Origin of the sequence: Acholeplasma hippikon (assembly GCF_900660755.1) — a bacterium.
Classification (GTDB): Bacteria; Bacillota_I; Bacilli_A; order Acholeplasmatales; family Acholeplasmataceae; genus Acholeplasma; species Acholeplasma hippikon.
This window is the reverse complement of record NZ_LR215050.1, coordinates 83,656-109,464: the sequence shown is the minus strand read 5'-3', so window position 1 is coordinate 109,464 and position 25,809 is coordinate 83,656. Positions and strand designations below refer to the sequence as shown.

The window sequence follows — 25,809 nt, the reverse complement described above, 5'->3', positions numbered from 1 at the left end:
TTAATCGAATAAAAAAGCGAAAAACAAGTATGTTTTCGCTTTCTATATTAACCGATTCTATAATAGCTACGATAGAGGTGTCTACCTCTTGATGTTGATACATAAATACCTGAATCATACACATCGGGTAACATTGCACCAAAACCACCCGCAGCATTACGCTTTAACCCAAATATCACCCCTGTACGGTAAGTAATTGAGTTAACTGCACTTGGTTTTTTAATCTTTAATAATTCTTTTGTTAAGCCATCATAAATCTTTAATCCATTTTTTTGATAATCATAAAGAATATGCTGTAAGTCAATATTTTGTTTTTCCTTAACAACATAAACTCTTGTAATCTTTTTACTGAGTAGATATTCTGCTGTTGGAAAATCTTGTTTAAAGATGCTCCATCGATTATCAAAATACCCTGGGGCAACTGGTGCGTTTTCACCTAAACGACGGTCATCAAGTAAAAATACTGGATTAGCTTTTTCATAAATCTTTATATCTTTTAAAATTTCTGCTCCCGCTTTAATCGCATGATATAGTTTATGATTTGGAACTGTTACAACCTTACTTTGAATATTTGAACCATTAAATAGACAAACTGGTTGATATCCTTTTTTAGCAAAAGCAAGTCCATAAGAGATTGCTGCGCTATCAGGCAAATCAACAATATAAATAAATTCGCTTGAGTATGTAATATCTAATTCAATTTCTTTTAGTTCTGGATCAAAATATAATGCATCACCTAGATTCATGAATGCAACCGGCTTTGTCCATCTTGTCCATGGATTTTTACTAGGGCTCCAAATTTTATATGCTTGTTTTTCTGTCATCTTACAAATCCCCCTTAACGACTAAAATTGGAATATCGACGGCATGTTCATCGATTCTTGGTTTCGTGCTAATTCTTCCATAAAAACCAGCACACTTATCTTTTACAGTAAATACGCCAATACATAAGTGATATAACTTACCATCAACTTCAAGTGGTACACTTTCAAACTTTTCTTGAGCAACCCAGTTTAATGGGAACTTCTTAGCAGCTTTCATGATACCTTCTTTATCTACTTTAGAAATAACCCCATCAATCATAACCCCTTCGCCTACACGACCTAAATTAGGTTTTAAGATATGCGTTTTTCTTAAGCTTTCATCTTTAAAGAAAACTTTAGGATCAACTGTATGTGGTAGTAGGCTTTTCCATGTTGTTAAGTCAATATCTAATTTATTCCAAATCACAGGAATACGTTTAGACTGACTTAATAAATTCACTGGGTGGTTACATGAAATTGCATTGGTATGAAAATAATGGTGCCATTTATATTTTCTTGGTAAGTTTTCATACCATTCTAAGGGATAGAATCTAAAGATTCCATCAATTCTTTCTTTACCTAAAAAAGGTGTTTCATCTTTAAAAGTTAATGCAGTTGGGTCATTATAAAATGACTTAATACCTTTAGATTCGAAGTAATCTCCAATATATTGCATCACTTGTCGATCATCTGAATAGGATGTTGCATGTACAAATGATACAGCTTTTAACTCTGGATTAATCTTTATAAAAGAATCATATAAAATCTCTGCAATATCGTATTTTACTTCCCCATATCCTAAGTATTTTTTTGCGATATGACCAAGAATCGTTGCCTCAGCTAATCCTCCTGGAACATCACTATTTACCTCAGAAATTCTAAAACCCTTAGTTGTTGGGTGAAAATCATAACGCATTAAACTTACATTTTTATCTCGATTGTACTTTGTTTGTTTCATAAAGTACTTTTTCATCTTTTTAGATAAACCAACTTCTTTTGAAAAATTCAAATTTTTAAGCATTGCTTCTTGAATCATATGCGTTTCTTTGGTTAAGTTTTCAGCATCACGTTTTAATGATGCTGCTTTTTCTTCAGTAATTAATAACACATACTCTGAAACCGTATTAACATCCCCCACTTGTGGGTCCCATTTATAAGCATCAAAAATAACATCAATTTTGTAATCTTCATAGATTGATTTATCAATCTTAACTAACTTCATGCCCTCCATTAATATCCACCTAAGATTAAACTTACAAAGTCAATCGCGTTTACTAGATAAATATATGCTAAAACTGTAAATCCAATATAGATAGCGGATATAAAGAAAGTTGTTCCTTTTTCATCATTGAGTCTAAAGACATTTTCTAAAACTAAACCTAAAATTAATAAAATTAGTGCTGGCCACGCATGAAAGAATTCGACAACTGTATAACTAAAACTTGTCCAATCGCCTTGGACACCATATGCTAAAATACTTGATAAACATAAAACAAATACACTGTAGCGAATTCCTTTTTGCATATTATGATCACTTTGAATATGTTCTAAAGTTCTTGTGAATCGGTCATAAATATACATGATTACAACATATGCAACTAATCCTAAAAAGTCAGCAAAAATGACTGTCCAAAATCCTGGTCCATCACCAATGTTTGCTGCTGCAAACATGACAGATAAGCCAAGTAAGGATGATCCAATGGTTAAGAATGCTGCTCTATTGCTATTATTAAAAACATCATCAATCATTGATAGTCCTAAGAAATTATATAAGACGACAATATGAATATAAATATAGGCAATCCCCATCATTAAGTAATAAAAAATATAGTATTCACTACCAACAACATCAAATGATGCTAAATTGGATAAAAGAATATATGTTCCACCAATAATGATTATTAATATCGCAATTAATCCGGCAACAATTTTACCATTTGATATATCATTATCAAAGTATTTTCTCGTTATTAAAAAAGAGCCGTATCTAAAAAGTAAAATAACTGCCAATGCTAGAAAAATAATTAAAAATAAAGTTTCCATCATTATCCCCCCCTGGATGCTTATACAGTATCATTGTAACATAGATTACTTTTTATATTTTGTGATTATTATAAATAAAAAAGAACTATTTTTTTTATAGTTCTTCTTTATAATCTCAAATTATTTTAATATCTAAAATATCATCTAATTTTAATTTAACTAGCGTATCTAATTTCACTTCTTTTTTTATTTCATCAAACCTTAAAATATAACCAAATGTTTCTTTAATATATCCATTTTCATAGTAAGTGTAATTTGCCATTAAGTTATTTTTTAAAACATTTAAAAAGATTTCATTTAATTCTCTTAACTTATCTTCCAATAAAATTGGATGATCAATTCTATTTTTCCTATCAATAATTCCTTGAATGAGTTCATGAAATCCAACAAGTGCATCAAAGGGTGCCCATTTAATAATCCCTCTATCTTTATACATGGTGGCCTCCAATTTGTTTGTTTCTATCTTTAACTGTTGAATCTTTTTCTAAAGATGTTGCTCGTAAAACTGAGTTTTTCCCAAACTTCATTTTAAGTTTATCCATTGTATATTGAAGTTGTTCTTCTTTAGCTAAGGCATTTGCATCTTCAAAGATAGAGTACTGATAAGTATTTATCGTTGTTAGATTTGTTAAACTCACACTAATTGTTCGAATTGGTAAATCCTCATGATATAAATCAAATAAGGTTAAACAAGCATCATAAATCACTGATTCATTTGAACTTGCCTGTTCTAATGTGAGTTGACGACTAAACCCACCACCATAAGCTTTTGTATACCCAATTCCTAGGTGAACTGTCTTACATTTTTTTCTTGATATTCTTAAACGGCGTGTAACATCATCAACCATTTCTTGAATTAAAATAAGTGCACCTTCTGCATCATAATCTTTAAATAAAACTTGAGATATGCCAAATGATTTTGACTCACGTCTAAGCATTTGTTTATCCTTAATCATACTTAAATCAATGCCGTGTGTATGATAATATAACTCTTCTCCTAAAATTCCAAACTTTCTTTTTAAAACCGAGACATCGTAATTTGCAATATCACCAATTTTATATAAACCAATATCATTTAATCTTTTTTCCATACGGTGTCCAATCCCCCACATTTCTGATAAAGGTTGAACACACCACAACTTTTCTTTAACGTCTTCATAATCCCATTTTGCGATAAAATCTTTTGATTTTTTAGCTTCAATATCCATAGATAGTTTAGCAAGTAACATATTAGGTCCAACCCCACAAGTTGCAGTCAAACCTAACTTTTCTTTGATACGTGCTAAGATACGTTTACCTAATTCGATATCTGTTATTTGATAATAAGCTAAGTAATGCGTTACATCTAAAAATGCTTCATCAATTGAGTAAACATATAAATCATCTTCACTGATAAACTCCATATAAACTTCAATGACTTTACTTGCATATTCTAAATAAGCTTGCATACGAGGTTTTGCATAAATCGGGTCTAATCCTTTAGGTATTTCAAATATTCTTAATCGACTTGGTACACCTTTTGACTTTAAATAAGGTGTAACTGCTAAAACAATTGAACCTCCGCCCCTACTTTTATCAGCAACTACTAAAGGTGTTGTAAATGGATCTAAACCTCTTAAGACACATTCTACAGATGCATAAAAAGACTTAAGATCAATACAGAGTATGTTTCTATTTACTTGGTATGGTTTTAAATCAATCATGCATAGCCCTCCCTTTTTTGGTTCCTATATTATATACCCCAATTTCTAATGAAAGCAATATGAAATTTATTGAAAATGAAACCTAAAATACATGGTCAAATGAGAATGGCTTAGATAACGAATTTCCTTTATATTTTATTTATCAATTTATAAAAATGCTTACATGTTGTTCTACTTATTTTTTACACAATAAATAAAAAAGATGCGATTTTTCGCATCTACTTCTCACTTGTTTTCATATGATAGATATAATCATATTTTTGATAATATGGTTTTAAAATTCCTTTATAATTATCTTTCCATGGTTTATTTTTTCCATAAAAATGAAGAATATAGGCATGGTTATCAACCCATGTTTCATCAATTAAAAACTCTTTAGTCATACTTAAATTATGTTTAGTAATTGCTCTATCACTTAAGTTATATGTTAAATGACTAATGAGTTTTACTTTATCACCATATAATCCTTGTAAGACATCTTGGTCGGGTAAAATTAATCTCGGGGTATTTTTAATAATATATTCTGTTAGTTCGTTTAAGTCTTGACACGTTCTTAACTTCTTTAAATTAATCAGTAAAACCCCTGTGTTTAAATAATACGATGAACGATCTGCTTTATTTCTAATTTGATTAATCTTTGTTAAGATTTTTTTAACATTCGTTGCGCCAATATAATAGTTATCTTCAAAATCCATTTCATATAAATCTTTTAAGTTCTTTAAGATAATAATATCTGGGTCTAAATATAAGATACGTTCTAAATTTAAGGGCAAATATTCAATTGCATATAAACGATTATAAATATCTACTGGATAACGATAAGTTGTCTTTGCTTGAAGTAAGTTTTCGTTTTGATATTTATAAATTGTAAATTCAATATTTTGATTTAATGTTTTTTTAATTTTATCTAAATCACTTGCTAATATATCTGAACTTACTAAATGAATGTGCAATTTTTCATCTTGATGTTCATTGCATAATGATAAAAGCATAATATGCATATACTTTAAATATTTTTGATTTAGGGTCATTAATATATTCATTATTTCACCACATTTTTTAAAAGTCTAAGGTACTTCTATTATAAAGCATTTCATAAAAATTAACTAATCATTGTGTTATATTAGAATTATACAGAGAGAGATATATGAAAAAAATTATAATATTTGCGTTAACAATAACGACACTTTTATTTATGGCATCATGTAACATGTTTACTTCAACAACTGGTCTTTCAATTGAGTTACCTGACAAGGTAGAATATACATTAGGCGAAAGCTTTGATTCAAAAGGTTTAGTGGTTTATGCACACCGTTCAAATGGTGGTGTCTTAACTTTATCGTAAGATGACTACAAATTAAGTTCTACATCGTTAAATCGTTTAGGTACACATACAATTTCAGTCACACACGATGGACATAAAGCAGAGTTTTCCGTTTATGTAAAGATGATTCAAGTAAAATTTTATTAGTTTATGTATCAAACTTCCCAACAGTCTTTTATAGTGAAGAGCCTACAGCAAACAATATTATCACAACTGGTTTAGACTTAACTTATATGCAGTTAAATGGTGATACAAAAGAAGCATCAATCTCAGATTTCAGTATCTCAGTAATTAAACTTTCTATGACTGATAATGGTTATGATGTTTATGCTGTGATGTTAAACCATAAAACACTTGAAGGCATTTCTACTTCTTTCTTAGTTTATAAAAAATAAGTCTTTAAAAAAAGAAACTTAACAGTAGATGTTAAGTTTTTTTATTCCTCAGTATTCAGAAAGTTTGCGAAAGTTTTTCTTAGTTCATTAAAACATTTTTTTGATACAGGAAGTTTGATACCTGTTTTTAATTCAACTTCGTCTATTGATAATTGCTTAATATATTGCATATTCACAATATAAGAACGATAAATTTTAACAAAGCGTTTTTTATTCACCCTTTGGTCTAATTCAACAAAACTTGAATAAAACTCGTAAGCTTTACCTTCAATTGTATGTAACGTCACCACACGGTGATTGATCTCAAAAAATAAAATATCATCATTGGATATGCTGTAATAAACACTTTTATGTGTAAAGTTAAAGTTATCATTTTGCTTGATGCTTTTTTTGAGAATAATCTTATCTAATACAGTTTGTAATTTCTCTTCATCTTTATTTTTAACCAAATATGAAGATGGTTCAACATCAAATGAATCAAAAACATAGTCATTGCTGGTCGTAAGAAAAATGATTTTTGCCTGTTGATTAATCTCTCTAATTTTAGTTGCTGTTTTTAATCCATCAAAACTATCCATTAAAATATCCAAGACAAAACAATCAAACCTGAACGGATTATCTTCCAAATAAAATAAAAGTGACTCTCCACTCTTGAATTTGACGATTTCGTAATCTATTTGTTTGTCGATAAAAAATTGGTTTAGTATGCGTTCATACTTTTCCAAATGTTCGATGTTATCATCACAAAACGCAACAGAAAACACAACATCACCCTTTCAAATCCATTATAGCATTACAACAAACAAACACTAACAAATAAGTTTTTTAGCATCTTTTATTCTATAAATGATAAATCATATACATAGGTTAATAATTCTTTATCTTCTTCTTTAAACTTAAACCCAACTTTTTCAAATAACTTAATTGAATTCAAATTGTTTTTATCAATATATACAACAATTTTTTTATAACCTAAATGAAATGAATCCTTCAAAACTTCTTTTAAAGTATATGTCGCATATCCTTGATGGTGATAGTCTTTATCAATCATAATTGATAGATACAAGATTTCATCATCTTGTTCTAAATGAAGTGTTCCAATCAGTTTATCATCTGAAAATATTTTATATAGGTAAACAAAATCATTTTCTAAAACATATTCAAAAAAGTTTGCTGAAACGGAAATATACTTTTTATTATCGTGATAAAGTTTAAGTAACGGTTCAATATCCGAATCCATATAATCAAACTTTATAAACAAAATCATTTACCTAACCCCAATTTTTCAACGACATGAATCGCTACATTTTCAGCACTAATCTTTGTATTATTAATTTTAATAAACTCATCTACATTAAATTGTTTAATATCATCTTCATTGGCGATAATTCGCTTCGTACGTTCCTGAATAAGTATTTGTTCTTCACTCCATAAAACGTTCTTTTTAGAAGGTTTTTTAGCCATTCTATTTTCACTACGATTTCTTTTAAGTCTCTCTTCTAGATCACAATATAATTCTAAAATATACACTTTTACATCTTCACCAATTGATTTGGCAGCATTTTTATAAGTTTCAACATAACTTAAGAATAAATTCCAAACTTCTTCGTTGTCATAATACATTGCTCCTGTAAATATCATACCAGGTAAATAACTTCTACCTACATTATCAAAAACAACATGACGAAGTCTATCCCGCAAATCTCTAAAGTGTGTGCGTTGAATAACTTTTGCTTCCTCACTTAAATCATCACCAAATCCATAAAAGTGATTGGCAATTTCAACAGTCATATGATTATGGAATAATTTTAAATTTGTTCTTTTTTCTATTTCTTCGCCAACTGTCATTTTTCCTACAGCTTGACCACCTAAAATAACAAGTAAAGTTTTCATCAATTATCCCCCTTCTAATTTCATTATACTAAAGAAAATAAAAAGGTTAGTATAAGACTAACCTTAACTACCAGCACTTTCATATTTTTTTAAACCCTCACGATACACTAAAAGTGCAGCGAGTAAAAATACTATTGAACCGATTGCACTACCTAAAAGTGAGAATAATACATTTTCACCTTTAATAATTGCTTCAATTGGTCTAAATAAAACCAATGAGAATGGAACAACATAAAGTAAGATTGACTTAATTACATTGCCAAAGATTTCTACTGGATATCTAGAGAAATCAGAAACATTATAGACCATACTCATGATTTGAATACTTCTCTTAGTCCAAAAAGCCATTGAACCAAACATGAGTTTAATTGAAAAGAATAAAATCATCCCAAAAATTGATGTCATAATAACTGTAAGAATTGTTTCGAAATTCCATATAATTCCTGCTTGTGGAGTGAAAATCGCAAGTAGGACAACACCTAAAATAAATTCCCCTAAACCTTCTAACTGAACAGTTTCAGCAATCATTTGGAATAAGGCATTTACTGGTCTAACTAAGTATTTATCAAACATACCATTGGTAATACCACCTGTACCCATTTGCCAAATGTTATCCGATAACATGTGATCAATTGATTTAGGAATTAAATAAAATCCATATAAGAACCCCAAGTGATTAATATTCCAACCATTTAAACTTGGAATTGATGAAATCGTTAAATAAAGTGTTGAAAATAAAATCGCATTTGTTATTAAAAATCCTAAGATTCCAATCACCGCATCTAATCGATAAGACAATCTCGCTTTTACGCTCTTGGCAAAATAATATCTATATAATCTTAAATAATTCATTTTAGCCTCCAGCACTCACAATATGTTTTTTAATTTGATTGAATGATAATTGTGCACAAAGATTTAAGATCACAATCCAAACAACTTGAAGTACCATTTCTAATAAAATTTCTTTATAACTATATTTTTCCATAAGTATCATAATTGGCACTTCTGCAATACTTCTAAATGGTAAATACTTAGTAATCCCTTGAAGCCATGATGGGAAAAATGAAATTGGTAATAAACTGCCTGATAAGAAACCTAAAACTGTATCTTTAATTAACATTAATCCAAATAAGGCATTTGTAAAGATTGCTAATTCTGCAATCATAAAATTAAGCGCATCATAGATGATACATGCTAAAAATGCACTTAACAGAAATAATAAAATAAATGGTATAGATGGAATACTTACACCTAAAAGGAAATAAAATATAATAAAAACAATCACACTAATTGGTAAGAATAATAGGATGAAGTTTGCTATAAAACCGCCTAATGTTGAAAACAATGTACGACGGCGATAATTAATTGGTTTAATTAAATTAATCGCTATATTCCCTTCATAAATATCATATCCTAATTGCCAAAATGAAAAACCATTAAAGATAAGTGGCGAACAAACTCTAGCTAAAATTAAATAAGTTACCATTTGAGAGAATGTCATGCCATTAATGATATCTGTTGGTGAATTCTTATAAACTGCTTGCCAAAGAAAATATAAAATCAATATCGTAAATACATCTCCTAGAAACCAACCAAAAGCATTAAACTTATAGGCAAATCCATCAAGAATACCTGCTTTTGTAAAGGCTAGGTATTTCTTAATACTTTTTATTTTCATAAATACTTCTCACAATCGTTTCTAATGAGTTCTCTTGAATTTTAATATCAATTAGATCTGCTCTTTCAATGATAAATTTTAAGACTTTATTAATATCAATTTTATCTGCATCAAAACTAATATTTAAGTTACCATCATTACCTTCAACATGAATTGATTCAAACTTATTTTTAATTTCCTCTATATCTAAATTTCCACGGTAAGTTAAATAAATATTTCTTACATCACCAAACTTTTTCTTAATTGTAGATAATGGGCCATCATAAAGAATATTACCTTCATCTAAAATAATAACGCGGTGACAAAGATCTGTAATATCATCCATATTATGTGTCGTTAAAATGATGGTTGTATGATAAGTTTGATGAATTTGACGAATTGCTTTTATCATTTTATCTTTAACCAAAACATCAAGGCCAATTGTAGGTTCATCTAAAAATAAAATTTTAGGATTATGAATTAAACTTGCAGCTAAATCAGCACGCATTCTTTGACCTAAAGATAATGTTCTTACTGGTTGATTCATAAATTCATCTAAATCTAAGACTTCTCTTAAGAAATTTAATCTTTCCTCATAATCACTTTTACTCACCTTATAGATTTCTCTTAAAATGACTAAACTTTCAATTAAGGGCAGATCCCACCATAATTGCGTACGTTGTCCAAAGACAACACCTACATCTTTTAAAACTTCCTTTCGCTCTTTAGCTTTATAAGGTTGTTTTCCATTAATTAAAACTTCCCCAGATGAAGGTGTCAAAATACCACACATCATCTTAATTGTTGTTGACTTACCAGCACCATTGGCACCAATATAACCAACAATTTCACCTTCATTAACTTTAAAATTGATACCTTTTACTGCATCTTTTGTTGTATACTTCGTGCTAAATAGCGTTTTAAACATCCCCCAGATACCTTGTTCACGTACTGGCTTTTTAAATGTCTTTTTTAGATCCCTTATTTCTATTACTGACATAAATTTACCCCATCGAATATTCTCAATTCCATTGTAGCATAGCCATTTTTTCAAACGGTGAAATTACATAATAAGAATCCACGGAAAACGGTTACATTATTTTTAAATGAGTCTATTTAGAATATTACACAATTTGCCAAATTGTTTTATTAAAGTATTTAAAAATTAACGCTAAAAAAAGTTATCCACAATATTTTAAAATTTTACAAATTGTCCTTGACTTTGTGTCTAAAATTGACTTTAAAAAAGTTGAGTTTAGTATTAAAAAACCTATGCCTGTGTGTAAATCACACATTTTAACATATTTTTAAACACATTTAATTCTTATTTAACAACAAAAAAAGTTATCCACAATATTTTTATTTTTTTCATTTTCTTCTTGACAAAAAAAAGGGCTTAAAGCCCTTTTAAAGTTTAGTTTATTTAAGAATTTTTATTAAGTCGTCTAAAGATTCGTTGATTTTATCTAAACTGCACTCATGTTCAGTAATTCCTTTAAAAGTTGTTAGTAAAGTTTCTTCTTTACAGACATTTTGATCAGGTAATTCAACGTGTCTTAGTGATACTTTTCGATGATCAATTGGATCAACATCTTTAACAATAATCTTATCTAAGATTAGTTTGTTAAGTGCTTTACTCGCTGCTGATTTTTTCAACCCTAAACGATCACATAAGGTATTTAAGTCTGTGTTAGGATGTGTCTTAATGTCTAAGAAAATCATAAGTTCAGTACTGTTAAAACCATACATTTTAGCAATTATTGCTAAATTCTCATTTAATATATTTTGAATTTTTAATAACTTGGTATAAATATTATCAATTTTTAAATAGTCCATTAAGTACACCTCCTTTAAACTTAATAAGTTAATTTAATCTTAATTTTTGATGGGTCAAGTAAATATGCAGATGTTTCTTCTATAGTATAAGGGGTTCCGTTTTTATCTAATCTAGCTAATAAACTATCAAATTCATTTTTTCCATCCAATACAATCGTATAGTAATCTAATCCGGCTGCATCTTCTGGTGCTTGAATATCTGTTCTTTTCCATGCATTAAATGCGATGACATGATTTTTTTCACGAGTTAAACCAACATCACTCATTCTAAAGTATGGCATATAAATTCCTTCTGCAAATCCCATCACTTCAGTATAGAATTTATTCATTTCATCTACATTTGAACCGTATAAATGGATGTGACCCATTTGCATATCATAAATTGGTGATTCTATATCATCATTTTTATCAAGATGACTGAATAGTTCATCTAAGTCTAATTCATCTCTGCCATCAGTTATTCTACCATCTTTATACTTAATTTTATACTCCCCATTTTTCTCAATATAAATTGCACGATCAACAGTTCGAATATAAAGTTCTATGTCATTACCTTCTAAGTCTTTTAAATAACTTGTTTTAGAGAATCCATGATCAGTCGGAGCGTTAGGGTACTTAATTGAATATAGCCAGTAAATAGCCTTTGCTAATTCCTTTTCATTTGGATACAGTAAGGCAAAGTGATACATTCCAGTCGTATTTGAATAACGTTTAAGATCATCTACTTTTCTTAAATGTAATAATGGATTTTTAGTATCACCCAAGATAGCATAATCTTCAGTCTCTTCTAATATAGTCATTTTTAATGCAACTTTATAGAAGTTAATTTGTTCTTTTAAATGTTTAACTTTTAAATGTACAACACCTAATTTCGTGTTTTCCGAGATTATTCTATCCTTTTGTACATATTCAATAATTTTCATAATTGCTCCTTAAAGATAATTAAATTATCTAATTGTTTTAAATGCTTTAGCCCAAACTAATAATTCGTCTAACATTCCATTCATATTCATTGCATGGTAAGGTTGTGGTTTAAATACTGTAAAGTTTTCAAAGTCGGCCATTAATGAGAAGTTAACCATTGTTCTCACGCCAGCTAATTGTTGTTGTGCATTTGAAACACGTAAAGCTGCGATTGCAAATGTACCACCTAATCCACCATAACCTACATAACCAACTGGTTTGTTAGCTAATTCTGGTTTTAAGAAGTCTAATGCATTTTTGAATGCACCAGGGATTGAACGATTGTATTCACCTGTTACAAATACATAACCATCAAATGAAGCCATTTTTGCAGACCAAGCACCAATTGCTGCACCTTGTTGTTCAGTTGGAGCTACACCTAATAATGGTAAACTATAATCTTTTAAGTCTACTAATTCATAAGTAACACCTTCATCGTTACGATTTGCTGCAAAATCATATACCCATTTACCAACTGACGCACCTACACGTCCTTCACGAATTGTTCCAATAATAATACCGATTTTCATTAATTGATTCCTCCATTTTTGTTTTCGATGTTTCTATTGTAGGCTAAATTAGTTTACTTTTCAACTAATTTGCACTTTTAAAAAAAAGCCTTAGAAATTCTAAGGCTAATTTTGTTATCGTTTTTCTTGATCAAATACCTGTCCAAGTGCTTTAGGAGCAAGTGAACGTTTTGAGGTAAATGCTAAGATAATTAAAGTTACAACATATGGAATCATTGACATGAATTCTTTAGGTAATGCATTATTCTTTAAAAATGGAATTAATGAATATGAATATGCAAAACTTGAGAAGAATCCAAAGAAGATTGCTGCTAATAAAACACTTAATGGTTTCCAGTTACCAAAGATTAATACTGCGATTGCTAAGAACCCCATGCCAGCAACTGTCGCATCAAAACTTTCTGATGTTGTTGCAACATAAATAACTCCACCTAAACCCGCTAGGAATCCTGATGATAAGACACCAAAGAATCTAATCTTTGAAATATTTACACCTAAAGATTGAGCAGCATGTGGATTTTCACCAACCGCTCTTACTCTTAAGCCTAACTTTGACTTATTAAATAATAAGGTAATTACAACTAAGAAGATAATTGCGATAAAGAAACTGATATGTATACGTTTGAAGAATATATCTCCTATAAATGGAATCTTACTTAAGAATGGAATTTCTTGAATTAAAAATTCACCACGGAATTTAACTTGTTGACCACCAATGACTGTTCTAGCTGTAAAAATTGCAAATGCTGGGGCAAATAAGTTAAGTGCTGTTGCTGAAATTGTTTGGTCAGCTTTCATCTTAATAGATGCAAATGCGTGAATTGCAGCAAAAATTAATCCAGTTAATCCACCAACTAACATACCAATAATGTAGATAATTTGAGGATTCCAAGTTGTATTTAATTGTAATATTCTAATTGCCCAAATACCAATGAAGGCTCCCATTAACATGATCCCTTCTAAGGCAATGTTAGTAACCCCGCTCTTTTCAGACATTAATCCACCAAGCGCAACAATTAATAACGGTGCAATAATAATTAAAGAATATTGTATAAGTGAGATGACGATATCCATTAGTTCTTATCCTCACTTTCTTTTAATTTCTTTTCTTCTCTTTGACGTTTGATACGTTGATAGAAAAGTGAAATACCTGCACTAATTGAAGTTGTGTAAACAACAATTGAGATAATGATTTCAATAATTTGTGGTGGGAAACCATATACTTGCATATAATATCCACCTTGTCTAATATGACTTAGGAATATTCCTGAGATAAGTGCACCAATTGGCTCTAGCATTCCTAATAGGGCTACTGAAATCCCATCAAATCCTTCACCTAATAAGGTTGAAGTTACACCAAGGTTCGTACCAATAACTAGATATTGAATCGCACCAGCTAAACCTACGATTGCACCTGAGATTACCATTGAAGTCACAATATTTAATTTAGAATTCATACCTGCATAGCGACTCGCATCCGGGTTAAATCCAGTTGCTTTAAGTTCATATCCTAAAACAGTATGTCTAAATACATAGTGAATCAATAATGCCACGCCAATAGCAATGAATAAACCAATATTTACATCTGAGTTACCAAAAATGAGACTCATTTGAGGTAATTCTGCTGAAGGTAAAATATTTTTTGATTTTGCATAAAGCTGATTATATACATTTGAACGTACTAAGTAAACAACTAAGTACATTGCAATATAGTTAAGCATAATACTCGAGACGACTTCATTTACATTTCTAAATGCTTTAAGTAAACCAGGTATTGCTCCCCAAATTGCACCAGCAATTGTACCTAAAATAAGTGCCACTAACCAATGAATAACAGGTGGCAATGGCCATAAAACACCAACATGAATTGCAACATATGCGCCAATGACCATTTGGCCTGGTGCACCGATATTAAATAATCCTGATTTAAAGGTAACAGCTAATGCTACCCCAGTAAGAATAATTGGTGTTGCTTTTAGTAAAACATCGCCAACCCCTTTAATTCCACCGCGGAAACCTCCAAGAAGCATTGCGAATAAAGCGGGGAACGCATTCGCTGGATTAAAGATTAACATCACGATAAATCCAACTAAGATACCAATACCTACTGCAAGTAAACTATTTTTGAAACGAGGATCCATTTTACTAAATCCCTTTTTGATTGATAAAAAGAAGTTATTTAATTTTTCTTTCATACATTTGTTCCTCTCTTAGAACCAGACATATAAAGTCCAATCTCATTATCATCAATTTCATTTCTTCTAAACTTACCTACAATTTGGCCTTCAAAAATAACTAAAATAACATCAGATAAACTCATAATTTCTTGTAACTCAAATGACACAAGTAAAATTGCTTTACCTTTATCTCTTTCTGCTATCAATTCTTTATGAATATTTTCAATTGCACCAACATCTAGACCTCTGGTTGGTTGGAATGCAATGACTAAATCGTGCTGTTTTTCAAGTTCCCTAGCAATAATAGCTTTTTGCTGATTACCACCACTCATGCTTCTTGCAGATGACTTAATACCATTTGCACTGCGAATATCATATTGTTCAACTAACTTTTCAGCATAGTTAACAATTTCTTTGTGATTTAACTTTCCTTTATGTTGGAAAGGTTCTTTAAAATATGTTTGTAATACTAAATTATATGCAAGGTTATAGTCTAAGACTAATCCATGTTTTTGTCTATCTTCTGGAATATGAGATAAATATTCGTTACGTTTTCTAATCGAATAACGGCTAACATCAGTTCCGTTAATTAGAATCTCGCCTGATGAAGGTTTCATTAATCCTGTTAAAACTTGAACAAGTTCATTTTGTCCATTTCCATCAATACCAGCGACCCCAACAATTTCACCTGATTTCACACTAAATGAAACATCTGTTAAAAGATGCTTATTTTTTCCTTGAAGATTGACGTTTCTAACAGTTAATACTTCTTCACCTGGTTGATATGGTGCCTTTTTATATGATTGATCAATGACACGACCAACCATCATTTCAGCTAATTGTTTAACCGTAACATCTTTTACATTAACGGTATCAATTTTCTTACCGCGTCTAAGAATTGTACATTCTTCCGCAGCTTCTTTTATTTCGTTCAATTTATGCGTAATTAAAATGACAACTTTATTTTCTTTAGCAAACCCTTTAATAATACCCATAAATTCGTGAATTTCTTGAGGTGTTAAAACCGCTGTTGGTTCATCAAAAATTAAGATTTCACTATCACGGTATAACATCTTTAGAATTTCAACTTTTTGTTGTTCGCCAACAGTTAAATCCTTGACATAACTATCTAAATCAACAAAAAGCTTATATTTATCCATCAAGCCAGTGATTTTTTCACGAGCCTTTTGTTTTGTAAGGAACACACCTTTTGATTCTTCAACCCCTAAGATAATATTATCTAAAACGGTAAACACTTCAACTAATTTAAAGTGTTGATGGACCATCCCAATTTTATACTTAGTGGCATCATTTGGATTATTAATTTGAACGACTTCATCGTTAATTAAAATATCACCTTCATCTTGCTTATATAAACCAAAAAGAATTGACATTAATGTACTCTTACCCGCTCCATTTTCACCTAATAAGGCATGGATTTTACCAGGATAAGCAACAAATGAAATATTGTCGTTTGCAACTAAAGGTCCAAATTTTTTTGTAATATTACGCATTTCAATCATAGCGTCAGAACCCCTTTTTTATAAAAATATGGGAAACAAAAACTTTATTGTTTCCCATATCTCTAAATTATTTTTTATTGATTAATTATCCTGCAATTGCTTCTGATAAACCTTCTGGGAATGTATAGCCTAAACCTTCGATAAATGTCTTAAGTTTTGCTGCATCGTTTGGAACTGCTAATGTAGATTTAACTTTTCCAAAGATTTCATCATATTTAGCTTCATTAAATGAAGTAAATCTTGAAGTTGCCATAGGTAATCCAACTGCATCTTCTTTAGCACCTAAAGTGATTGATTTACCACCTTGGAAAGTACCATTATAGAAATCTTCTAATGCTTCGTATGCCGCAGTACCAACACCTTTAACTGCTGAAGATAATACTGTATTAGAATCTCCAGATTGGTATGAGTCAACACCGATAACCCATTTATTTGTTCTTGAAGTTGCTGCTGACATAACTGATAAACCAGCACCACCTGCTGCAGCATGGATAGCTTCTACTCCACGGTCATACCAAGTACCAGCCATTGTAGCAAATTCAGCCTTAGGACCAAAGTCACCTAAGTATGTATAGTTTGCTGGATCGTAAGCATAGTTTGCATCGCCTTTTTCTTTAGCTGCATAGTAAGCACCTGCAACCCAACCAATACCGAATCTTTGAACGGCTGGAACAGCAATACCACCCATGAATCCAAGTTTAGTCTTACCATCTAAGTAAGTTGCATAACCTGCTAAGAATCCTGATTCTTCTTCTTTAAAGAAGATAGATAATGTATTTTCATTAATTACATTATTGTAGTCACCACTATGAGGTGCACCATCCAAGATAACAAACTTAACATCTGGATATTTAGTTTGTGCTTGGAAAACTGGGACTTCAAAATAGAAACCTGGAGTAATAACAATCTTAGCTCCACCTGCAACAGCTAAATCAATAGCTGCTAAGTAGTCACCTGTTGTTTCTCCACCTGGCTTATAATATTGAGCCTTCTTATTATGCTCTTCGGCATATTTTTGAATGCCCTTCCAAGTTCCTTCATTAAAAGAACCATCGTCAATGTCACCCGTATCTGTAATCATAGCAATTTCTTTTGCTTGATTACCACATGAAACAAGTACAAACCCTGCTACTAAAACAAATAGTAAAGCGAATAACTTTTTCATTCATTTTCTCCTTTTATTGTATTCAATTATAATTTAACATTTTTAATCTCTTTTTTCAATTGAAACCTTTTTAAAAAATACATTTTATATAACCAGTTATTAAAATGATACAAAAAAGCATTGAACATAAAAAAATAAAGCGCAAAAGCACTTTATTTAATAGTATAAACCAAATCCTGTAGCAGCTATAATAATATAAAACAAGACACTAATACCAATTGATATCAGCGCACCCTTCAATGCTGCTGAAGCATTTAATGGTTGTGTATCTTTCATTAATGCATAAATAATAATTCCAGCAATTGGTATCATAAAGCCCAAGAAGCCCCATCCAAATCCACCAACATCCTTAACATGAGTATGTGTTGTTGATGTAGATCTGTTTTTAAGCATCGCACCACAGTTTAAACATACATCTTGATCAGAATTAACTCGTTCACCACAATGTGGACAAAAATTCATTTACTTTCCCTCTTTATATATAATATTTTTGAATTAAATTAACAATGCTAAGTATTGAGATAACCCCATTGTACCTACAATGATTACCGCAATAATAATCCATAAAACAAAGATAACGCCCGCAACAATAAGTGAAGTAAAGACACCTTTAATGAGCGATTTTGCAGTGTTTGGTCTTTCATTTATCCAAATAACATAAAGAATGACCCCAATTAACGGCATGAAAAACCCTAATAAAGTCCAACCACCGCCACCATTATCTTCTGCTACTTTTGTAGGACTTGTATTAGCTGAATCTAAAAACTTACCGCAATTCAAACACACAGTTTGATCCGGATTTACTTTCTCACCACAATGTGGACAATAATTCATAATACTTACCCCTTTTTCTTACTCATTTTGTATAGCACGTATATGAGGGCAGCTGGTAAAAATATAATCGCTAAGACAATTAAAACAACAATATCTATATCATTGTCTTTAAAAAAGTCTGAACTTTGATTTTCTTTTTTTACTGCTACACCACAGTTTAGACACACATCTTGATCGTCTTTTAACTCCGTACCACAATTTGAACAGTATTTAGCCATGTTTATCCCCTTTTTATACATGTTGCTTTATATAGATATTGTAACATATATAAATCAAAAATCTAAATAAAACTTGAAACGTTTATTTCATAGAAAAGTATAACTTCATTTCAAAATAATATTTTTCATTTTCTAATTTAATTTCTTTTGTTACGATACCACCATATTTTTGAACAATATCTTCAATAATTGTTAAGCCATAACCATGAAGTATTTTATTGGTTTTAGTTGTCTTAAACTGGTAGTTGGCTCCATGAGCAGTATTCTTAAAATCATAAATTTGATAATTATTACTTACGTATTGTTTGATTTCTAAAGCTCTATCAGCTAACTCAACTTTCACTAATGCTTCATAAATATTTTGGAAAATATTATAGAAAAGTTTAATAAAATCATACTCTGACATTTCAAATGAAACTGGTAAAAATACATCTTTAAACTTTAAACCAATCTTTTCTAACTTTGTTTTAAAATCTAAAATGAGTGCATCTAAAATATAGTGGTTTGAATATTTTTTATACTTTGATGTAATTTGATCCAATTCTTCTTTTGAAGTAACAAATATATCTTTTGCAGTATTTTGGTCTAGCATCGTAAGTGCGTGATTAATCTTTTCATAATCATGTTGAAATTTTGCTAAAGATTGCATATAATCTTCATATTTTTTATAGTGAGATAATTGTGTATCTAACTGTTGTTTTAAGGTTTGACTATAAAATTTATAACCTGATAGATAACCAATATTTAAAGATAGAATAAAACTTAATACATATGTAAAGTAGATTGCTACCGTATTAAAAATAACTCCACGGTTAAACCAACCTAAATATTCTTGAATACTTCTTTCACTTACTAAAAAGATTGCATTAAAAATTAAGACAATTTGCAAAATCACTAAGTTAAGTAAAACATTTTTTTGATTGAAAAAACTTAATATCTTGTTTTTAACAATGACTTTATCAATTAACATAAACATTATAATGGCAAACATATAACTTAATAAGTAGCTTAAATTATAAAGCGTATTTTGATTAACTGAATCTAACGAAATTGTTTGACCTTTGATGGTTAATATAATTGTAGAAAAGAATAAAAAGCCTGTAAAAATATAAATAAAATAATTTAAAAGTAAGAACACTTTAGTTAAAATATTCGTTCTAAAGACATGTGATATCATGAAAAAACTTATGATTAAAACAAGTAGCGCTCTTAAACCATAATATGGTTGAATGCCTTTAAAGTTAAATAAAGGAATTGCTGATACAACCATGAACAAAATAATAAATAATTTGAAGTTTTTATATACAGGTATGGCTTTCATATATCTTGTAAAGTAGATATATAGACTAACTACCATCGCAATAACTGATAAAACTAAAAGTAGATATTCCATCTAGACCTCCTATATATGTTCATTTAAGTAATTAGCAAACTTCTGTTTCACTTCATCATATAAATTTCTTGAAATTGGTAAAAGCGTGCCATCTTTTAATTCAACTTGGTGATTATATATTTTTTGAATATATTGCATATTCACAATAAACGATCTAAATACTTTAACATAACGTTTTTCATCTATTAATTTTTCCAATTCTTTTAATGTGCAGTAAAAATCATATGTATCCATATTGTACCTATGAATTGAAATAATACGTTGATATACTTCGAAGTACATAATAGTTGAATTTGGTAAACTTAAATGCGTACTTTTTGTCTGATAAATAAAATTATCTTGACTAACACTTGTATTTAGTTTACTCACCACTTTATCTAAAACAGAAACTAACTTATCATCATCTTTATTTTTGATTAAATAATTTACTGGATTCGCATCAAATGCATTAAAGACAAACGACTCTGAACTAGTTAAAAAAATGATTTTTAAATCTTCATTGTTTTGTCTAATCTTTAATGCAGTATCAATCCCATTGATTTTACCCATTAAGACATCCAATACAATGATTTGAAAACGATTCTTAAAATCTTCTAAATTAAAAAGTAAAGATTCTCCGCTCTTGAACTTTATAATTTCAAACTCAAGTTTTTTACTTTTAAAATAATCACTCATCATTGTTTCATATTTAGTTAGATAGATGTCTTCATCATCACATAGTGCAATTGAAATCATACGTTCACCTCTATACTAAAAATTATAACATAGTAAACTTTATATCATTAGTTAAACAAAAAACTGCATTGCTGCAGTTTTATTGTTGTTCGCTTAAGACACCATCGACAATACGGTAAACCTTATCACAGTATGTAAGCATTCTTTCATCATGGGTAACCATTATGGTTGCTTTCTTTTGTTCTTTTGTAGCTTCTTTTAATAATTTAACAACTTCAAATGCTCTATTTGAATCTAAACTTGCAGTTGGTTCATCGGCAAAGATTACAGACGGTGAATGATATAATGCTTTGGCGATTGCTGAACGTTGACGTTCGCCACCAGAAAGTTCATTAGGAAACTTATTTTTAATTTTTTCTACATCTAATTTTTGAAATAATTCAGACATGAATTTTTCATTCACTTTTGTCTTTGTAATGCGATTATAAAGCACCATTTGATCTCTAACAGTTAAGAATGGAATTAGGTTAGATGCTTGTAGGATAAATCCAATTTTTTCTAATCTAATTTTAGATTTTTCTTTAACATCTAGTTCACTAAATGGTTTACCATCTAATAAAACTTTACCTGTTGTAGGTTTTTGTAAACCACCTAAAATCGTTAAAAATGTTGACTTACCTGAACCTGATGGTCCAATAATCCCAATAAGTTCTCCTTCATAAGCTGTAAAGTTTGTTTCTTTTAATGCACAAATAACATTATCTCCTTGAAGGAAATCTTTTGTTACACCTTTCATTTCAATTAAAGCTCTCACAATTAACCTCCGATTGCTCTTAGTGGATCGATCTTAAGTACTGCTTTTACTGAGAATAATCCACCAAAGATTGCGAATATAAAGAATGCTAGGGTAATCACACTATAGAATGTAATATTAATAGCAAACGGCATCACTTCTTTTAAGAAGTACCCACTGATTAGCGTTAATGCTAATCCAACAACAATTCCAATTAATACAAGTGCAACTGTTTGGAAAATAACTGAGCCACCAATGTATCTATTTGAAATACCTTGAGCTTTCATGACACCAAACATACTTGTTTTTTGAATTGTTAAAACATATATAAAAATACCTAAAACTAATGCGACAATAAAGATTAAGAAGGCAATCATAACACCAAATGTTAATACTTGTGCAGTATACCCTGGTAATGTACTAATATAATCTTTTGTAAGGTAAGTTTGAAGTCCATCTTTGAGACTCATAACTTCTCCTCTAACGACTACACCACTAAATAAATCTGGTGTGTTTTCTTTACCAAAACGATAAGCTTGGTAAGTATCTAATGCCATATAAATAACCGGTGCTGTTTGATATGTACTTTTTGAAGTAAATCCAATAATTTCAAACTGATCCGTTGTACCAGTTACACCAAACTTATCACCAATCTTATAACCACTTTTTTGAAGTGATTCATCAACTATGACTTGATAACCTGTAAGGTTAGTGTTTTTATATTCAACTGGCTTAATAAAACTATCGTTTTCAATACCGAAGAAATAAACATCCAAACGAGTTGATAATACATCCGCTGCAGTTGGATTGTTAATTACTGCTGGGAATAAGCCTACTTTTGATTTTGTACCATTAACGATGACTGTATCATAATCAGCACTTGTCATATAAGACATCATTAAGTTATCATTAGCATCAACTGTCATAATAATTTCATTTGATTCCCATTTTTCAACTGCATTGGTGTAACTTGATGCTAAACCATAAGCAAGTGATGTTAAGAAATAAACTAAATAACTGACCAATATAACAACTGTAATAATTAACGCAAACTTTTTCTTTTGTTGAAGTAACTCTTTAATTGCTAAAAACATGATGTTCCTCCTTATTTACCTGATAAAAGCTTTTCAATATCAAGTGCTATTCTTTCAGGTTTTACTAATGGACCATATCGTTTAATGACTTTACCATGTTGATCAACTAAGAACTTGGTAAAGTTCCATTTAATATGTTTATTGAATAATCCTTTTTGGTGACGTTTTAAATATGTATATAAAATAGATTCATCATCACCATTCACTCTTACTTTTTGAAATCTTCTAAATGTTGTTTCATAATGATCCACACAGAACTTATTAATATCTTCTATAGTTTTTGGACTATCCTTCTCAAATTCTGTTGTAGGGAAGTCTAATACTTCAAACCCTCTGCGGTTATACTTATCGTAAAGACTTTGTAAACCTTCATACTGCGGTGTCAAGTAACAACTTGTTGAGGTATTAACAATTAATAATACCTTACCTTTATACTCATCTAACATCACAACTTTATTATCAATGTCTTCAACTCTAATTTGATAAATACTCATATACTACCTCCTATATTTACAGCATTCATTATAATTTTCATTTTTATTTATTTTTAAACAATGTTTTATAATGCATGAAAAATGTCATAAAGTGCAAAAAAAAGATGCGAAGTCTAATTCGCATCCTTATTTACTCATTCATTTATTTTTTTATACCATTCTTTATATAAATCTTTTTGAATGAAAACTTCACCCAACTGTTTTTTAAGAATAATATATTCATTTAATCCTTCAACAACACCTTGTTTATCGCCACCAAAATACTTGTCTGAGTTAATCATTGAGTAGTATTTAAATCCGTAACTGTCTGTTTTAGAATCATATGTATTTGTATAAATATCTAAAATTCTATTGTTTACACTATAACCAGGTTCTTTACTTAAAAGATTTGTTCCAAAGTAAACTGTCTTACTTCTATCTAAGTTAAAGAGTTCAATTGTTGTACGATAGAAATCAGCTTGTGTTCTAACTAACGTTTGACTTCCCTTTAACATACCCTTCTTTAAACCATTTGGTAAGGCTTCATTTCCAGGTACATAAATGAATCCAGCAACTTGTGCATTATGTTTTCGATATTCAATTTCAGTTAACATTTCAGTTGCTGAATTTTTAAACATCACTGAAAGATTTTCATTTAAAAGGTTTGTTCCATGATCACCATAGAATAAGTAAACTGTATTATCTAAAACACGACTTTCTTTTGTCACCGGATCAACAAATAATCTTTCTAAAATTTCATTGTAGTACGTTAAGTAATAAATATATTTTAATGTTTCTCCAGATAACTCTTTATTCCATAACTTAGAATACATTTGAGGTCTATTTGGTTTATCATATGGATCATATAAATATGGTGTATGTGGCATAATTGTCATCGGGAACAAGAAATATTTTTGGTTTTGTTGTTCTAATGCTTTCGCTCGATTATAGACATAATCCATCATTGCACGGTCAGATAACCATGGATTTTCATGATCATAATCATCATTATCATATCCGTCACGATCAAAGTCTTCTTTAGAATAATAGTTATCAAAGCCCATCATTTCATCATATACAACTTCACGGTTATAAAATAAACTTGTATCTCCATGAATAGCTTCAGTATAATAATTTTTATCTTTAAATAACTTAGGTAAAGTCATAATATCAAATTTATTATCTAAGAAATCCCAATAAATTGTTGACTTACCATCAGGTTGTAAACCTGATAAAATCGTATATTCAGCATCAGCACTTGTACCCACACCAACACTATTATAGAAGTTATCTAAAACATAACTTTCTTTTAATAATTCATTCAAGAAAGGAACTTCTTTACTTAATTCAGGTAAAAGTGTTACAAAATAATTTAATGATTCTAAATGCACAATCATGACATTCTTATCTTCAAACATGCCATTTAACAAATCATCTTTTAAGAGTGATTCATCAATATATGTAATACCATTGGTATCAGCTAATGTTAATTTATTTTGATATATTTTTTTATCAATAAAGTTTGTATATGCTTCTTTATTGGTATTATACAAATCAAATAATTCAATGTATTCTTCCTCAGTTGAAACTGGAATACTCTTATCAACATCTATGGTGAAGTTTTCACCAAAAATTTCATATAAATAATAATTATATATACCAACATTTTGTGCTGCATATGTACTTCTATTTGCATTAATTGGCCAGTTATCGATGGAGTTCCAGAATAATGTTAAGTTTAATAAAAATACTAAAACACTTAAAATAAATCCTGAGAAACTATAAATTAACTTCTTATTCTTTTCTAATCGAATAACTTCTGCATCGCGTTCAAATAAGAAGAATAGTGTTAAACCAATAGCAAACGGAATAAATAAAATAATGCGGTAATACGTAATTAATTCTTTAAATGATTCAAAGACAATACTTAACCCTAATGCAACCGCAGGATTTTTAAATAAGGTTAAACTATAAAAAGAGAAAATCGTTCCGTAATATTTAGTAAAAATAGTTAGTGAGAAAATTGCTACGTTTAATCCAAATGAAACAATTGCTAATGTTAATAAACGTTTCTTCTGGTTTTTAACCAATAGAAAAACCACTAAGTAAATAACAAATAAAATTAACATGTTACCTAGTAATGAGTTTAATTCTCCAACAAAAGTTCTATCAAATGAAACTAAATATTTATTGAGTGAACTTGTCGTTAAAAAGTAAGTATTGATTAAGTTACCTATAAAGAATACACCTATTGCAGCAATATACAATAATAAGTTTTTATGTTTTTTAAAATCTATCTTTTTCATAACTCAAATTA

At 29.6% G+C, this 25,809-nt stretch carries 30 protein-coding genes; 2 read left to right on the top strand and 28 right to left on the bottom strand.

All coding sequences use genetic code 11. The annotated features are described in order from the left end of the window. Positions 1-47: 47 nt before the first annotated feature. The 6 genes from EXC59_RS00590 to EXC59_RS00565 all read right to left on the bottom strand — a co-directional run bounded on the left by EXC59_RS00590 (position 48) and on the right by EXC59_RS00565 (position 5,592). A complete protein-coding gene (locus tag EXC59_RS00590; RefSeq protein ID WP_051658992.1) occupies positions 48-824 on the bottom strand; it encodes a hypothetical protein in 777 nt (258 codons plus the stop codon). Position 825: 1 nt separating this feature from the next. Next, on the bottom strand, positions 826-2,025 hold the full coding sequence (locus tag EXC59_RS00585; RefSeq protein ID WP_162163972.1) for a glutathionylspermidine synthase family protein: 1,200 nt from the start codon (positions 2,023-2,025) through the stop codon (positions 826-828). Positions 2,026-2,033: 8 nt separating this feature from the next. Beyond that, positions 2,034-2,846, bottom strand: a complete 813-nt coding sequence (locus tag EXC59_RS00580; RefSeq protein ID WP_035368961.1) for a hypothetical protein — start codon at positions 2,844-2,846, stop codon at positions 2,034-2,036. A gap of 115 nt (positions 2,847-2,961) precedes the next feature. Next, entirely contained in the window at positions 2,962-3,282 is a 321-nt protein-coding gene (locus EXC59_RS00575; RefSeq protein WP_162163971.1) for a YolD-like family protein, read from the bottom strand. Further along, entirely contained in the window at positions 3,275-4,549 is a 1,275-nt protein-coding gene (locus EXC59_RS00570) for a Y-family DNA polymerase (RefSeq protein ID WP_035368956.1), read from the bottom strand. The genes EXC59_RS00575 and EXC59_RS00570 overlap by 8 nt, the downstream gene beginning before the upstream one ends. A 218-nt stretch (positions 4,550-4,767) precedes the next feature. Further along, on the bottom strand, positions 4,768-5,592 hold the full coding sequence (locus EXC59_RS00565) for a glycosyltransferase family 8 protein (RefSeq protein ID WP_051658991.1): 825 nt from the start codon (positions 5,590-5,592) through the stop codon (positions 4,768-4,770). A gap of 104 nt (positions 5,593-5,696) precedes the next feature. On the opposite strand from EXC59_RS00565, the gene EXC59_RS00560 reads away from it, so the two are divergent. Continuing rightward, entirely contained in the window at positions 5,697-5,894 is a 198-nt protein-coding gene (locus EXC59_RS00560; RefSeq protein ID WP_035368954.1) for a hypothetical protein, read from the top strand. Between the two features lie 212 nt (positions 5,895-6,106). Next, a complete protein-coding gene (locus EXC59_RS07050) occupies positions 6,107-6,268 on the top strand; it encodes a hypothetical protein (RefSeq protein WP_156952793.1) in 162 nt (53 codons plus the stop codon). A 41-nt stretch (positions 6,269-6,309) separates the two neighbouring features. Here the strand turns inward: EXC59_RS07050 and EXC59_RS00555 are convergent, their stop codons facing one another. The 22 genes from EXC59_RS00555 to EXC59_RS00450 form a co-directional block, all read right to left on the bottom strand. Next, entirely contained in the window at positions 6,310-7,032 is a 723-nt protein-coding gene (locus tag EXC59_RS00555) for a LytR/AlgR family response regulator transcription factor (protein WP_035368952.1), read from the bottom strand. 71 nt (positions 7,033-7,103) lie between these two features. Then, complete coding sequence (locus EXC59_RS00550) at positions 7,104-7,535, bottom strand: GNAT family N-acetyltransferase (protein WP_035368950.1); 432 nt, start codon at positions 7,533-7,535, stop codon at positions 7,104-7,106. Beyond that, entirely contained in the window at positions 7,532-8,161 is a 630-nt protein-coding gene (locus EXC59_RS00545) for a shikimate kinase (RefSeq protein WP_162163970.1), read from the bottom strand. Before EXC59_RS00545 ends, EXC59_RS00550 begins: the two co-directional genes overlap by 4 nt. 63 nt (positions 8,162-8,224) lie before the next feature. After that, a complete protein-coding gene (locus tag EXC59_RS00540; protein WP_035368946.1) occupies positions 8,225-9,013 on the bottom strand; it encodes an ABC transporter permease in 789 nt (262 codons plus the stop codon). A 1-nt stretch (position 9,014) separates the two neighbouring features. After that, entirely contained in the window at positions 9,015-9,839 is an 825-nt protein-coding gene (locus EXC59_RS00535) for an ABC transporter permease (RefSeq protein WP_035368944.1), read from the bottom strand. Then, positions 9,820-10,818 (bottom strand): ABC transporter ATP-binding protein, encoded by a 999-nt coding sequence (locus tag EXC59_RS00530; protein ID WP_035368943.1) that lies wholly within the window; start codon positions 10,816-10,818, stop codon positions 9,820-9,822. The genes EXC59_RS00535 and EXC59_RS00530 overlap by 20 nt, the downstream gene beginning before the upstream one ends. Before the next feature lie 419 nt (positions 10,819-11,237). Further along, positions 11,238-11,654: a MarR family transcriptional regulator gene (locus EXC59_RS00525; protein ID WP_035368941.1), complete on the bottom strand. Its 417-nt coding sequence runs from the start codon at positions 11,652-11,654 to the stop codon at positions 11,238-11,240. Positions 11,655-11,674: 20 nt separating this feature from the next. After that, on the bottom strand, positions 11,675-12,577 hold the full coding sequence (locus EXC59_RS00520) for a VOC family protein (RefSeq protein ID WP_051658990.1): 903 nt from the start codon (positions 12,575-12,577) through the stop codon (positions 11,675-11,677). A 24-nt stretch (positions 12,578-12,601) separates the two neighbouring features. Beyond that, the gene (locus EXC59_RS00515) at positions 12,602-13,147 is read right to left on the bottom strand and encodes an NADPH-dependent FMN reductase (protein WP_084145146.1); all 546 of its coding nucleotides are present in this window, start codon (positions 13,145-13,147) and stop codon (positions 12,602-12,604) included. A 114-nt stretch (positions 13,148-13,261) separates the two neighbouring features. Further along, positions 13,262-14,221: an ABC transporter permease gene (locus EXC59_RS00510; protein ID WP_035368937.1), complete on the bottom strand. Its 960-nt coding sequence runs from the start codon at positions 14,219-14,221 to the stop codon at positions 13,262-13,264. Beyond that, positions 14,221-15,342, bottom strand: coding sequence for an ABC transporter permease (locus EXC59_RS00505; protein WP_035368935.1), 1,122 nt, complete (start codon positions 15,340-15,342; stop codon positions 14,221-14,223). The genes EXC59_RS00510 and EXC59_RS00505 overlap by 1 nt, the downstream gene beginning before the upstream one ends. Continuing rightward, complete coding sequence (locus tag EXC59_RS00500; protein WP_162163969.1) at positions 15,339-16,847, bottom strand: ABC transporter ATP-binding protein; 1,509 nt, start codon at positions 16,845-16,847, stop codon at positions 15,339-15,341. The genes EXC59_RS00505 and EXC59_RS00500 overlap by 4 nt, the downstream gene beginning before the upstream one ends. An 85-nt stretch (positions 16,848-16,932) precedes the next feature. Beyond that, on the bottom strand, positions 16,933-18,012 hold the full coding sequence (locus EXC59_RS00495; protein ID WP_035368930.1) for a BMP family lipoprotein: 1,080 nt from the start codon (positions 18,010-18,012) through the stop codon (positions 16,933-16,935). 156 nt (positions 18,013-18,168) lie between these two features. Then, on the bottom strand, positions 18,169-18,474 hold the full coding sequence (locus tag EXC59_RS00490; protein ID WP_035368928.1) for a zinc-ribbon domain-containing protein: 306 nt from the start codon (positions 18,472-18,474) through the stop codon (positions 18,169-18,171). Between the two features lie 33 nt (positions 18,475-18,507). Continuing rightward, the gene (locus EXC59_RS00485) at positions 18,508-18,846 is read right to left on the bottom strand and encodes a zinc ribbon domain-containing protein (protein WP_051658989.1); all 339 of its coding nucleotides are present in this window, start codon (positions 18,844-18,846) and stop codon (positions 18,508-18,510) included. A gap of 5 nt (positions 18,847-18,851) precedes the next feature. Beyond that, the gene (locus tag EXC59_RS00480) at positions 18,852-19,064 is read right to left on the bottom strand and encodes a zinc-ribbon domain-containing protein (RefSeq protein ID WP_035368926.1); all 213 of its coding nucleotides are present in this window, start codon (positions 19,062-19,064) and stop codon (positions 18,852-18,854) included. A gap of 82 nt (positions 19,065-19,146) precedes the next feature. Further along, entirely contained in the window at positions 19,147-20,457 is a 1,311-nt protein-coding gene (locus tag EXC59_RS00475) for a GHKL domain-containing protein (protein WP_035368924.1), read from the bottom strand. 9 nt (positions 20,458-20,466) lie between these two features. Continuing rightward, on the bottom strand, positions 20,467-21,192 hold the full coding sequence (locus EXC59_RS00470; protein WP_035368922.1) for a LytR/AlgR family response regulator transcription factor: 726 nt from the start codon (positions 21,190-21,192) through the stop codon (positions 20,467-20,469). A 79-nt stretch (positions 21,193-21,271) separates the two neighbouring features. Further along, a complete protein-coding gene (locus EXC59_RS00465; RefSeq protein ID WP_035369133.1) occupies positions 21,272-21,928 on the bottom strand; it encodes an ATP-binding cassette domain-containing protein in 657 nt (218 codons plus the stop codon). Positions 21,929-21,948: 20 nt separating this feature from the next. Further along, entirely contained in the window at positions 21,949-23,019 is a 1,071-nt protein-coding gene (locus EXC59_RS00460) for an ABC transporter permease (protein ID WP_035368920.1), read from the bottom strand. Positions 23,020-23,030: 11 nt separating this feature from the next. After that, positions 23,031-23,513 (bottom strand): glutathione peroxidase, encoded by a 483-nt coding sequence (locus EXC59_RS00455; RefSeq protein WP_035368919.1) that lies wholly within the window; start codon positions 23,511-23,513, stop codon positions 23,031-23,033. 134 nt (positions 23,514-23,647) lie between these two features. After that, positions 23,648-25,798 (bottom strand): LTA synthase family protein, encoded by a 2,151-nt coding sequence (locus tag EXC59_RS00450; RefSeq protein ID WP_162163968.1) that lies wholly within the window; start codon positions 25,796-25,798, stop codon positions 23,648-23,650. Positions 25,799-25,809 lie beyond the last annotated feature (11 nt).